Origin of the sequence: Collinsella sp. HCP3S3_E5 (genome assembly GCF_052067635.1) — a bacterium.
In the GTDB taxonomy this organism is placed as follows: Bacteria; Actinomycetota; Coriobacteriia; order Coriobacteriales; family Coriobacteriaceae; genus Collinsella.
Map to the genome: position 1 here is coordinate 18239 of NZ_JBQHQF010000023.1, position 12780 is coordinate 31018.

The 12780-nt window shown below is 55.7% G+C and carries 9 protein-coding genes; all 9 read right to left on the reverse strand.

From position 1 onward, the window contains the following. Positions 1 to 122: 122 nt before the first annotated feature. The gene (locus ACTM82_RS07355) at positions 123 to 623 is read right to left on the reverse strand and encodes a hypothetical protein (RefSeq protein WP_441055478.1); all 501 of its coding nucleotides are present in this window, start codon (positions 621 to 623) and stop codon (positions 123 to 125) included. Continuing rightward, entirely contained in the window at positions 602 to 2443 is a 1842-nt protein-coding gene (locus ACTM82_RS07360; RefSeq protein WP_441088534.1) for a tyrosine-type recombinase/integrase, read from the reverse strand. Before ACTM82_RS07360 ends, ACTM82_RS07355 begins: the two co-directional genes overlap by 22 nt. A 28-nt stretch (positions 2444 to 2471) precedes the next feature. Then, positions 2472 to 4763 carry a hypothetical protein gene (locus ACTM82_RS07365; protein WP_441055482.1) on the reverse strand — a complete coding sequence of 764 codons (2292 nt, stop codon included), beginning with the start codon at positions 4761 to 4763 and terminating at the stop codon, positions 2472 to 2474. Further along, entirely contained in the window at positions 4750 to 6090 is a 1341-nt protein-coding gene (locus tag ACTM82_RS07370; RefSeq protein ID WP_441055483.1) for a tyrosine-type recombinase/integrase, read from the reverse strand. The genes ACTM82_RS07365 and ACTM82_RS07370 overlap by 14 nt, the downstream gene beginning before the upstream one ends. 201 nt (positions 6091 to 6291) lie before the next feature. Beyond that, on the reverse strand, positions 6292 to 6642 hold the full coding sequence (locus ACTM82_RS07375; RefSeq protein WP_441055485.1) for a hypothetical protein: 351 nt from the start codon (positions 6640 to 6642) through the stop codon (positions 6292 to 6294). Positions 6643 to 6725: 83 nt separating this feature from the next. Beyond that, on the reverse strand, positions 6726 to 8495 hold the full coding sequence (locus tag ACTM82_RS07380; RefSeq protein ID WP_441055487.1) for an ATP-binding protein: 1770 nt from the start codon (positions 8493 to 8495) through the stop codon (positions 6726 to 6728). Beyond that, entirely contained in the window at positions 8492 to 9415 is a 924-nt protein-coding gene (locus ACTM82_RS07385) for an SIR2 family protein (protein WP_441055489.1), read from the reverse strand. The genes ACTM82_RS07380 and ACTM82_RS07385 overlap by 4 nt, the downstream gene beginning before the upstream one ends. Then, positions 9416 to 10036, reverse strand: a complete 621-nt coding sequence (locus ACTM82_RS07390; RefSeq protein WP_441088535.1) for a DUF4391 domain-containing protein — start codon at positions 10034 to 10036, stop codon at positions 9416 to 9418. After that, positions 10030 to 12663 (reverse strand): helicase-related protein, encoded by a 2634-nt coding sequence (locus tag ACTM82_RS07395; protein ID WP_441055493.1) that lies wholly within the window; start codon positions 12661 to 12663, stop codon positions 10030 to 10032. Before ACTM82_RS07395 ends, ACTM82_RS07390 begins: the two co-directional genes overlap by 7 nt. Between the last annotated feature and the right edge of the window lie 117 nt (positions 12664 to 12780).

The following is a 12780-nucleotide window of genomic DNA, read 5'->3' on the forward strand; positions in this document are numbered from 1 at the left end:
CACCGAAAACTTTATAGAGGAAGTTTAACATAGGAGAAGTTGAGACTCCACCTCATACCACCCTTATCTTTAAAGTGATATTTAGAGTTATTAAGGTTCTTCCCCCGCCTGATAGCACGAAATTATCGTTTGGCGGGAAACGGTATGACTTCGCCCTTACCATTTCCTCCAGGGATGCCGCCGGCGAGCTGGACTTCGAGCAGATGGATGCGCTCCCTCAGCTGATCGTTTTCAATTCTTGCGAGAACGAGTTCCGCGTCCCTCTTTTCCAACGCTTTGATACGCTCCTCGGCCTCATTGAGCTTCAAGCGTAGTCTCGCCCTCTCCTCAGATGAATTGTCGATTCCCGATACGTTTCGTCTTTGCGCCACGTACTCCTTGAGGAGTGGTTTGTTGTAGAAGGTTTGATACGAGACCCCGCTAGCCTCGGATATCGATTTTACGGACAGGCTGCAGGACTTAATCGTTTCGAACGCATCGTCACGCTTGCGCAGCTTGTCCTCAATCGCAGATTCGATCCTCGCGAGATGTCCCATCGTTCTTTCATCGACCTCGTCGGCGTTGATACCGAGCTCGTTCAAGTTCTCGAGGACTGTCTTCCTCAAAGTGTCATCGATTTCCATGCCTTCACTTCCTCTTCGACTTTCTCTAGGTTATCGGCGATATGGGCTAGATCGCTATGAAGCCGTACAACCTCGTTCCTGCCCAGCTTTTCGAGCTGCTCCTTGAAGGACTCAATCTCAGGATCTATGACGTCCCTAATGACGTTCTGTGCCTTCCTGAGCTCATTTGCCGCGGCCTTGGTGAAGCCGTCGCGACGATTCCGCTCGACGAGGTCGATGTGCTTCCTGGCAGAGTCCAGGCTATCGGGAAGCATGAAATACATCGTGCACTGGTTTGGGCAGACGCCGAAGGAACAATAGATGCTGTCCGTGGCTTCTGCCGAATGGCACGGCACGATATTGCCGCAACGAATGCAAAAACCTCCGACCTTCCGGCGGAGCGGGTACTTTTTCGCGGCCGCGGCGGCAACGGCATCAAGGTCGGCTTTCACCTTCTCGTCTAGGGTCGAAACATAGCTCTCGACCTTGTTCCTGAATTCATCGCCGTGGACCCCGAGCACCGATGCGCCCTCGCCGAATACGGCCTTGTAGACCGTTTCGGAGTTCTGCCTATCAAGCTCCTTGTCGCTGTGAATATATCCTGCGGTCGTGTCCTCGCTGATGTGGCTCATATGCCGCTTGATGTAGTGCATGTCAACTCCGGCTTCATAGAGCTTGGTGGCGACCGTGGCGCGGAATTGATGGAAGACGGGATACACCACCTGGGTGTCAGAGGGCAACTCATTTAGCTTTTCGGCATACTTCGGATCAATCCCCAGGTTAATCACCTTCTCGAGTGTCGTCGTCTTCAATTCCGGAAACCTCTCTGCCGTGTCGATTGACGGAATTGAGTCGAAATGGGCCGCGACGAACACCTTCAGCGACTCCGCGATATTCCCTTTCGTCTGGTATTGTCTTTTCTGCTTATGAGACACCAACAGCGCCCGCGTCCCAAGCCTTTCTCGATCCGCGGCGCACTTATCCAAAAGCCATGAATACGCCTCGAGTGCGATAGGGTTCACTATCGTCTCAGCAGTCTTGTAGGTGTTATCTCCTTTTGAGCCCTTGAAGGTCTTGAACGTCATGAACGCTATTTCAGGCTCGCCGGGAAGGGATGATTTGTGCAGGCTCTCCACCTCGAGGGCAACCAGCTCAGAAGCCCTCATGCCTATCTGGGAGGCAAGAAGAATTGCCGCTGCGGTGATTCCCTCACGTGAGTTCGAATCGCTTGAGCGGATGGTTTTCAGGCAGGTTTCTACCAACGGCGCCAGGTATTCGTCCGGCACCGGGTCGACGCCATCTTGCGACCACATGCGGTGTCCCAGCTTCGCGCTGAGTGCCTCCAACCTCGCCATGAGACGGTCGTCATTCGGCACGTTGAAATAAGTCTGCCTGAAACGGAGGAATTCGATGAGGCCGGAGGCGTTCGAGTATCGCCAGCTCGCAGATTTATCACTGATGTCGGACAGCCTCTTCTCGAAGTCTTCCCAGCTGGGCATCCCTCTTCTCATGTCGGCGATACCCATTCCGTCGAAGACGGCTCGTGCGATCTTCGCCTTTCTGACGCAGGTCTGCACCTTGCTTGTCCTCCAGACCACGAGGCACAGGAGGAACAGCCGCAAGATACCGCTTTCGTCGCCGTCGAAGTTCATTTGCAAGTCGGTACGGGAAACTGGCAGCTCGGTAACGCCTGAGAAATCCCAGAACATGCTTTTGAACTCAATCTTGGCGTTTCCAAAATCGATTTCTGGACCCTCCGTCAGATCACGAACCATCTTGTCGCCGAGGAATGCCCTCGATGAAAGCTCGAGGATGACGGGGGCGCTTTCGGCCTCGTCCATAAAGCCCCAATACGACGAGGCAGCTGTACTAACGGGCATTTAGAGCCTCCTTCATACTCTCCATGACGGCCAAGTATCCGAGATACAGGCGTTCGACATCCAGCAGGTGGTCGCGCTCGTGAATATTGTTCGCCGCGTTGTGGATCTGTTCCCTTACGGCGGCAACGGCCTCCTTCATCTCAGGAATGCAGTCCGGGGTCGTGAGGAATCCGCTGCACATGAGGCAGGTCACCGTGCCCGAGATATTGCATTCCGGGTTGCGGCAGAAGCCCGCTCCCAATTCAACGGCATCGGTCGGGGCGACATCTTCGGGCAATGATTCGACGATCTCGCCCGCGATCTTCGCAACGCCTATCTCGATGCCATACGTCGCTTCAAGGTAGCTCCTGACGTCATCTCGGACGTAATACCGTTCCGTCGTGTCTAGCGAGGAATGGCCCGTGAGGGGGCGGAGCGCGAGCAGACTTAAGTTCTTTTCCGCGCCTTTGATGACCACCTCGGTCTCATACCTACGCCTTACCATGCGCGATGTGACGGTGGCCCCCACCGCTTCCGCTGCCATATTCAAGCGCCTTGCGTATTCATTCTGCGTCAAGGGACGCACCTCATTCCGACGATGGGCCGGTATGAGGAAAATGGAGTCGCGCACGCTGGGGTCGCAGGCTTTTCTCAGACCATCCGTTAAGACCGTGGCATCGCTCAGCAGGCGCCATGCCCTTTTCGGCAACTGGATATCCCTGCTTCCGTAACCGTCCATCTTCGAAGACATCCTGACCTTGCGCACGCCCTCGTGCGAGCCTTCAACGATGCTGTCGATTTTCAACGAGAGTATATCGCCGATGCGCAGCGGGGTAAGTGCCTGCACGACGAAGGCGGTGTAGACCAGCTTGTCGACTTCGCCACCGTTCGTTGCGCGGCGTTCCAGTTCCGCGGTCAGAAGTCTCATATCGTCGGGATCCGCGGCTTTAGACTCGTCCGGCGTCCACCTGTTAGATTTTTCGCTGGCGCTTAGCAGGAGCGGAACAGCTTGATCCATGTCGACAAGTCGCCTCTCGACGCCATACTCGATAATGCTCCTTGCCCAGCCCTTGTAGTGCCTAACGCCGCTGGGAGCCATGCGGCCGCGAAGGCCGGCAAGCCACCTGGAAATGCCGATGTTCGTAGCCCTTCTGCATACACCGCCATCCTTGGGCTCGTCGAATGTGTCGAACAGCTTTTTGAGCTCGTCGGGCAACCGGCGCATCGCGATGACGTTCTCGCATTCACGCCACAGCCATTCCCCGAGAAGTTGCTGCAGTCGCCCGTCCGGATAGGAGATATCCATCGGCCAGGGCTTGTAGTCGATGTTCGTCGCAGCCCGTTCTGAATCGCTCGGGAACAGGAGCCATTTCGGGCTGCTTGGTACCGGGTCAAGCGGGTTGTGGATAAAGCACCTGTAGCCCTGATTCCACAGCCCGATAAAGCCATTGCTCCTGATGGCCTCGACCACCAGCCCGCTACCGAATGTGAAGTTCGAGGCTGCATCGGGGTATTTTGTAATCAGATGGATGTAGAAATGAGCGAGCGCCCTCGTCGACACGTCTCTATCCAGCTTGTCTTCGATGCCCTCGACAAAACTTGCGTGTTGCGTGAGCGTTGAGACGGTAAAGTCCCCGCTCGTTTTCGGAACAGTTTCGAGCGCCGCGTTGAACTTGTAATAGAAGGAGCAGCCCCTTGCATCCGCCACGAGCCCGTTCCCGTCTTTCATGGAATCTAGGATTATCGCGCGGACGGCCTGGCATTCCGTATCCGTCCAGACCGTTGCAAGCCCGACCGCATTGCCGGGCTTCCTTTTGAAGACGATATCGAATGGAGGGTATCCGTCCGAGCTAACAGCGTCGCCCACAAATCTGTCCGACCATTTAGCGTTGGTGTAATTGCCGCTATTTATCGCCCAGAGGATTATGTCCATGTTGCCATCTTCCAGCCATGAGCGAAACGGCCCCTCATCCATCATCCCGGCATCATAGATGGCCACCGCCATGAACGAAAGGATGGAGCCTGTGGTCGTCTTGCTCACGCTGCCCCTGACTTCCTGCACTGCCGCGGCCAAGGCCCTCAGCCATGCGGAGCCGAGATCAGCAGCCGACAGTTCCGGAGTCACTACCTTTTTGAGTGCTGCGACGATATTGCGCACCTTGTTGCGCCTGGTGACCTCGACGGAGGACAGGAGCGTGTTGTCTACCGCTTTCTCGAGAACACCTGCCACGGCCTCATCCTTAATGGATTGAAGAAGCGACAGCAGGTCGCGTTCGGCGGCCGACAATTTATCGAGCGTCATCGAACAACTCCTTTTCGATTTCACCGGTAATGCTTTCCTGAAGATCCCTGATATCGTCTTCAGTGGGCTTCATGTACACGTCGGTTGAAGAAAGGCTGCGGTGCCTCATGAGGTGCATGACCTCGTATGCATCCAAGCGGTTCCCCTTTGCGTTTGTCGCGCTTCGCTGCAGGAACATGCCGAAACCATGCCGGAATCGATGGTTGAGATTCGTTTTGCGTTTGCCCTCGTCAACGCTTAGCCCTGCCTCGAGCATGATCGTTCGCAGCCTTTTGTCCCATAGGTTCTGGGATAGGGGCCGGCCGAGGGAGTTTAGGAAAATGTACTCGTTGTTGCCGCCGTCGCCCTTAACTGAATCCGCTTCGCTCCTGTCCGGATGCGCGTCCCTTAGGCGCTCAGTTCCTTCAAGATACTCGCATATGCAGAAATACAGGTCTTCGGATATATAGACTACCTGCCTTCCGACATTGAGTTTCCTGTAGTCGACGGATCGATATTGTCTCTTATCCGTCACGGGCATCAGCGTCTTGGCGCTCTGCCATTCGCGATCGCTGCATCGGTTTCTCAAGACAACAGAATAGTGGTTGAGGCCGTTTCTGTCGGATGATGACGACAGATCTTCCAAGGTGAGCCCCAGCACTTCACCGATTCGAAGTCCGTGTTCGAACATCAACCTGACAATTGCCCGCGCTTCGCCCGGATCGCCCGACCCAAGGGGAGAGGACTCGATGGTATCGAGGACGCGGCGGTATTCATCAAGCGAAATGTACATCGGAGCCTCATAGCTCTCCCTGACATCGGCTGAAAGCCTATGGACGGCAATTCTGGTTGACCCCGACACGATGTCTAGTTTGCATTTTCCGGCCTCGAGGAACGGGCTGTGCTCTAGATGGAGGGACTTGGCGAACCTGCGTACATATTTGAGGTAGGCCGCGACGGTCTCCTCCGATCGCACCGTCACAAGTCGAAACCGGCACTCCACGCCGTCGGAGATCAAGCCGCGCATGAATTGCATGAAAGCTCGCGATACGCCTAGGTCCCATGACCGGAACGGTAGATCGACAATCTCGCAGAAGTCGAATAGGAGCCTCATGGCACTGACTGCCTGCAGCCTCGTGTTTACAGACTCCCAGCGGAGGTCTTCGGTTACGAACTTGGATGGCTCCATGAGAACCGTTGAGCCGTCGGAGTCGTAAAAGACGAACACCTCGCGGCCATCTAAATCAATCCTCGAGCAAGTCACATTGACAGCTGACGACCGGCCGTCGGCTCGCCTCACTTCATAGGAGGTTCCCCTGCGCAGACGTGTTTCCTCGACAGTTTTCAAAGGTCCCTCCATTTGATAATTAGCACTTTACCAATACGGTAAATAAAATACCCGTCACTGCGAAAGTTATTCAATAGTTGTGTCTATAAGAGCAAATGCAGCTATCTAAGCGAACTCGAGGTAAAAAAATAGCGCCATCGGCGCTTCAAGCTCATATCAATTGATGTTTATCGAGGTAAAGAGACCAATCAAGAAATGGTGCTATGCAGCAAGGTCATTTAGATAGACGTCCGTTATACAGATACAGGGGGGATCTATGTAGATGAGCTTCACCTTGCCGGCGTAGGTCTCCTTCAGGATCTTCAGCGCGTCCAGGTTGTCGCCCTCGATATAGAGGTTCTCCGTCGTGTCCCAATTCTTGGACTTGCCAGGCTCGGGGATCATGGTCTTGTAGATAGGGCGGCGCGCCTCGGCCTTGGCCTCACGCTTGCCGGGCCAAGTGAACTGATAACGCTCACGCTGGCCTTCGGCCACATCACCCAGAAGATCGCGCAGCACGTCGAAGTCAACGGCGCGTTCGACGTTACCATCGCTATTCTGTACCTCAGTCACAACCTGTGGGAACAATTCAGCTAATTTGCCTATATTCTCAGCGGTCCCATCCGTTGTGTCCATTTCGATCTTATTCATGACTATCAAAACTCCCATTCTGCTTGGGCGGATTGCTCCAATATTCCGTTATCGCCGAACAGTTGAATATCGTTGCTATTCGGTCTCGAAGGTTCGTCTAACTGGTCGATGTAAACGTATTGCGGCATATACAAAGAAGGACCGCTGATTATACATTCACCCTGGCCAAGCACGCTCAGCATAGACAGACTTGTTTCCCCCATAAAGCTGACTGTTTTCCTAATGCGTTCTATATCGTTTGGGTTCACGAGCTTATGAATAAAGTAATTGTGAATCTGAGAGGTTATCGTCGAGGAGATATCGCTCGGTCGCTGACTTGCCAAGCAAAGAAACACACCGAATTTCCTGCCCTCTTTGATTACCCTCTCGAAAACCCGTAGCGTGTTGTCATGAACGACGTCGGTCTGGGCTGCGTCATATCCAAGCAGATTGTGCGCCTCGTCGATTGCTAGCGTGACGACCTCTTCGGGGGTTCCATCGCCCTTATTCTCCGATGCCCTTCTCATAAGTAATTCCGCAATTAGCGATGGGAGCATCTCCCTACTTGCTTCGTTAACGTCTCCCAGCTGAATAACCGCAAGATGTTTGCCTCCAAATACCTCCTGCAGATCGGCGTTTTCGTCATCGGAAAAAACCTTCTCTAAATCCTTGATAACTGACCTCGCTCGCGGAAGAAGCGGCTGAACGAATTCAAAGTTGGTTCCGCTCTCTGATGCCCTGGAGACTTCGAGGGCAAGCCAAAGGTAAAACATCTGGAAACGATTGATATCGGGCCTTATGGATATATTTTTGACATCGGAAATTGAGTCGATATATTGTTTTCCCGAGCTGCGGTCATAATAAAAACTGCCGTTATTCTTGTTGAAAGCGAGATCATCGATTCCGTCAATCCACTCAGAGCAATAACTGCGCAGCGTAAAAAACAAGGTAATACGCTTATCGACAAGTGACCATTTCAAGTCCGAGATATAGTCCTCTGCCGATTTATTCTTCCACTTCGAATATGCTCTCCTAATTACGGGCATTTGCGTTCTCTGGGTCGCTCTCAGGATCGTACCCCAGTTATCTTCATCAAGGGATTCGAAAGACAGAGGAACGCGATCACGGTCTTCTCCGCCAGGCTTTCTGGTGTTCAATCGATAAATGGTTTTATCGCGTTCGGGAACGATGGCATCGGCACCATATTCATTGTTCAAGTCGAAGACAAGAATCTTTGCCGCGTCGGTTCTTTCTGGCAGACTCCCGATGTAGCTTTTCAAAATGCTCGTGAGCGTATTTGATTTTCCGCTACCGGTATTACCGAAGATTCCTATATGGCTCGCCATCAGCTTATCGGCGTCCAAATAGACTGGCTGCGATTCATCAAAAAGGCTATGACCGATGCGTAGCGGTTTTGAGCCATGCGAAGAGTACAGGAGCTCGAGTTCGCTGGGGCTCAAGGTCTCAACGACTGCCCCCACGATGGGAAGGCAGCGAAGTCCTCCCTTGAAGCCTCCGTCGGAAATATGACCACGCACCTCTAAATCAACGATGAAGGGTCCCATTGGAGCAGCTTGGCTCTCTCGAGTCACCTCGCTACGTCTATCGTACTCAGCCTCATGCTCTCCAACGATTTGGCAGAAGACCGTATCCAAGCCAATGCCCGTTTTAACAAATGAATTAATGCGCGGCGAGGAAATCGCGCAGCCGTTTTCGACTATGTAGGGATGCATACGCTCAAAAAACGTCGCTGCGGCTTTTACCCCATCAACTTTGGTAATTCTTCCTACGATCATATGCGTTCAACCCTTTCGACGAGTTCGGCAAGGGTTTTGGTTGTGTCTACTGGAATTTCACCTGCGGGCGGTATGGTGATTACATGCCCGGCTAACCGCTTTGGTAGCACGTCTTCGCGTCTGTATTGAAGCCAATAGACGGTGAGTCCGTTGGCTATCGCATCGTTTATGATGCCGTTGACGTGATCGTCCGACCATGAGTAGCCGATGACAAATAGCACCGCGTTGCGTTTCAGCAGCTCTCCCTTCATTGCGAAAAGTGTTTCGTAGAAGTGGGACAGAATACTTCCAAGCTTATCTTGACCCGGAAAAACTATATTCTCTGAGGAAAGATGTCGATTGGCATCGACTGAGCCGTGGAGCTTGTAGACGCAAAAAGTGGGGACAAAAGCATGAGTTGCGGTGTTGTACCCTACGATATCGAAGGGCAAACGACCCTTCGACTTGCCTTGTGTGAGTATGTAGCAAAACAGTCCGCTGTCTTCGAGTATTTCCTCGACTATGCGATCGTAATTGAGGGTAAAGACGTTCAAACGCTTGGTCTCGGGATGCCTATTCTCGGCCTTCTCAACAATTGAGGAAAAGACGGTTAGCATACGGCGCAAATTGAGAAGAGATTCGTCATCGAGACGGTAGTCGCGATAGCCGTTATATTCGTCAACGAAAGTATCGAGAACCGCTTGCCGTATTTGGTCATCTGCACAATTGGCTAGGGCGGTTTCGATATTACTCCCGTCAAGACCCCTTTCGTTCATAGTGCTGATTGTTTTCTCGAATTGGGCGAAATAAGGAAACGCTTTTCCATTTACTCCGGCACCAAAGAGGAAGTTCACGGAGCAGGAACCGAGCACTTTACGCAAGCCGAGCGGTAGTTCATCTGAAATGCGAGACATCGCATCATCTTCGCATTGTTCTTTCATCTATCGTCCTTCCTCGATGTCGGCAATTAGTCGCTTAAGCTCGTTTGCCCTGTCGAACAGTGCGTTCTTGCGCACAACCTGCCGTTCTTTGCGCCCGCGCGTCTCTACGCGCGCAAGTTCTTCGTACAGGCCCTTAAGCTTCGAGTCTGATTCGAAGCGCTCCTCTACGGTTTCGGAGCCGACACCTACATCGTTGTAGACCACTTGTGATGCAAGCGAATCCCACACCGCATCAACGTCGCTTACGCTCACGTCAAGCGTAAGGGCGTCGAGCGGGCGCCAAGGCCCAACAACGAGTCTCTCGAGCATCACCGCGAGACGAACCTCGTCGTTGAAGGTGCACGCGAACAGCAGCTTATGGGGGTTCGCCCGCGCCACAAGCGTTAGCACTTCTTCGGGGACGCGGCGGGCCTTGAGCGCCACTTCCACCACGAGCACCTCGTGCACGCGCTCGCCGTCGGGAATGCCGGTAGTGGAGGTCTTTATCGAGTTCGCGATCACGAAGCGCTCGACGTCGTCGATGAAGGACTGGCGTAGCGCGGCGCTTACCTTCAGGCGGCCGTAGAAGGCCTCCTTGGGTATGCGGCGTCCCACCTCGGTCGTGCTCGGAAGCCCTAGCATCTGGGCCTCACCGCCAGGAAGCACACGAGCTCGAAGTCGTCGAGCCCCTCGATGTCGTTCTCCAAGAAGCCCGTCGTGCCGCCGGTGAAGAAGCTGTCGACGTCGGACTCCTCCTTCGAGTCCACGATCGACGCCACCGCGTCGCGCAAGAGCCCCGCCTCGCGGCGCATGTCGCGTCCGTTCTTGGTCTCGCGGTTGTAGGCGCGGCACAGCGCCATGTCGGGCTCGGACTTGCCGCGGCACAAAAGGCGCATGTCGTCGAGCACCGCCTTGGGCTCCAGGTGCCCGTGGACCACGGACCCGTCGGACCCCATGCGAACCACGTAGAACGGGTGCAGGTGGTTCGCGCCGTCGCGGTCTATCCTGCTGTTGACGTTACGCAGCACGAAGACGACGCCGGGCTCTTCGCCCTCCACCACGGCGTTGATGCCGCTCGGAAGGCGGTCGATGTCGGGGTTGTCGCGGTAGTAGCCCACCAGGTCCATGCGGAACTCGTTGAGGCCCAGGTCGGTGATGGACACGCCGCCCGAGACGTCTTCCAGGTCCACGACCTCGTCGCGCATCTGCTCGAGCTGCTGGCGGCGGTACTCCAGGTCTCCCGTCTCGTCGGCGTTGATGTAGTCGTCGTCGCCCGTGGATGTCATCACGGTTATGCGCATGCGCTCCTCGACGCGCGCCTTGAGCTTGATGTACTCGTCGAGCTCCACGTCGGGCCAGTAGTTCACAAGCTGGATGCGGGCGTTCTTCGAGCCGATGCGGTCCACGCGGCCGAAGCGCTGCACGATGCGCACGGGGTTCCAGTGGATGTCGTAGTTCACCAGGTAGTCGCAGTCCTGGAGGTTCTGGCCCTCCGAGATGCAGTCGGTGGCGATCACGATGTCCACGTCGCAGCCGGAAAGCTGAGGAGCCACCACGTCGCGCTCCTTCGACGCGGGTGAGAAGCAGGCGAGCACCTCCTGCATGTGCGGGGGCACGGCCTTTATCGTGCAGGCGCAGCCGTCGCCCGTGACCTTGGCGCACTCGAGGCCGAGCTCGCGTTTCGCGAAGGCAGAGACGTTCTCGTAGAGGTAGTCCGCCGTGTCGGAAAACGCGGTGAACACGAGTACCTTGCGGTTGCCCGGGTTGATGGGGCCCTGCGACTTCTCGCGGATCTGCTCGCACAGCTCGATGAGCTTGGCATCGTGGGCGGGGTCGATGTCGCGCACCATCGAGATCAGGACCTCGATGACGGCGATGTCCGACTCGATGTCGCGCTCCCAGCTCATCCAGTCCATGTCCTCGACGAGGATCTTCGTGGCGCCGCCCACCTCGAAGCCGCTCTCGTCGTCGGGGTCGAAGTCGAACCCGCCCGGCAGGTCGCCGTCGGCCACGATGGCGCCCGAGGCCAAGCCCCTGCGGTAGTCGTCTATGGTCTTAAGCGCGGCGTTCATGGCAGCCAGCACGCGCTCGAGCGTCAGGCGGAACGAGCACACCGAGCTCTCCAGGCGCTTGAGCAGGTTCGTCGTCATGAGTCGGCGCACGCCCGTCTCGCGGCCGCCCAGCGTGAGGTTTCCGCCGCCGCCCATCTTCGCGTACTTCTCCATCTTGCTGGGGTGAACGTACGAGCTCGGCATGTACACGGCGAGCACGAGGGAGTCAAGCTCCTCGTATATCTCGCGGTAGTTGATCGCGTTCTCCAGCGTCGAGAGCTTGGGGCGCTTCGATATCGGCGGCAGTCGCTTCGGGAAGGGCCCGATGGCGTTCATGTCGTAGTAGCGCTGGATGTGCTTGCGGCTGCGCGCCACGGTCACCTGGTCGAGCACCTCGAAGAAGTCGTAATCGAGCATGCCGGTAAGGGCATCGGTGGTACGCTGCTCGGCCGGCAGCTTCGACCAGCGGGCGTAGACGGTCTGCGCGTTGCGGAACACCGTCTCGATGTCGTTCTCCAGGCGCAGCTTCTCGGACCAGCCGGTGGGGTCGCCCCAGTACGCCAGGGCGAGCTGGTTGCGCAGGTCGCGGAAGCGGTTGTTCACGGGCGTGGCGGACAGCATCAGCACCTTGGTCTTCACGCCCTGCTTGATGACCTTCTCCATAAGCAGCTGGTAGCGGTTCATCCTGTCTTCCGACGCCGAGTCGCCGCCGTTTCGGAAGTTGTGGCTCTCGTCGATGACCACCAGGCCGTACGCGCCCCAGTTCAGGCGGTCGAGAGGCAGGCCCGTCTCCGACGTGCCGCGCGTGCGCGAGAGGTCAGTGTGGTAGAGCACGTCGTACTGCAGGCGGTCTCCAGCGATGGGATTGTTCACGACGTTGGAGTTGTAGGTGATCCAGTTGTCGCGCAGCTTCTTGGGGCACAGCACGAGCACGTCCTTGTTGCGGCTCTCGTAGTACTTGATCACGGCGAGCGCGGTGAACGTCTTGCCCAAGCCGACCGAGTCGGCGAGGATGCAGCCGTTGTAGGTCTCGAGCTTGTTGATGATGGCGAGCGCCGCGTCCTTCTGGAAGTCGTAGAGCTTGTTCCAGATGAGGCTTTCGCGGAAGCCCAGCCCCTCGTTGGGCAGCACGTCCTCGGAGACGTCGTCCAGGAACTCGCTGAATATGCGGTAGAGCGCCATGTAGTAGATGAGCTCGGGCGCGTTCTCCTGGTACATGGCCGTTGTTTAGGGCAATCTGATTGTTGCTAGTGCGGCACCCATTCTTTTCATCTACGGAAACGAAAAATTTCAGAAAAGGCAAAGGCATGCCGACCAGCTAGGCCTACCGTTGCA

Bases quoted from the DNA above. Each gene is read 5' to 3' on its own strand.
- ACTM82_RS07355 (WP_441055478.1), bottom strand. From the start codon at position 623: ATGGAAATCGATGACACTTTGAGGAAGACAGTCCTCGAGAACTTGAAC.
- ACTM82_RS07360 (WP_441088534.1), bottom strand. From the start codon at position 2,443: ATGGACGAGGCCGAAAGCGCCCCCGTCATCCTCGAGCTTTCATCGAGG.
- ACTM82_RS07365 (WP_441055482.1), bottom strand. From the start codon at position 4,763: ATGACGCTCGATAAATTGTCGGCCGCCGAACGCGACCTGCTGTCGCTT.
- ACTM82_RS07380 (WP_441055487.1), bottom strand. From the start codon at position 8,495: ATGATCGTAGGAAGAATTACCAAAGTTGATGGGGTAAAAGCCGCAGCG.
- ACTM82_RS07385 (WP_441055489.1), bottom strand. From the start codon at position 9,415: ATGAAAGAACAATGCGAAGATGATGCGATGTCTCGCATTTCAGATGAA.
- ACTM82_RS07390 (WP_441088535.1), bottom strand. From the start codon at position 10,036: ATGCTAGGGCTTCCGAGCACGACCGAGGTGGGACGCCGCATACCCAAG.
- ACTM82_RS07395 (WP_441055493.1), bottom strand. From the start codon at position 12,663: ATGTACCAGGAGAACGCGCCCGAGCTCATCTACTACATGGCGCTCTAC.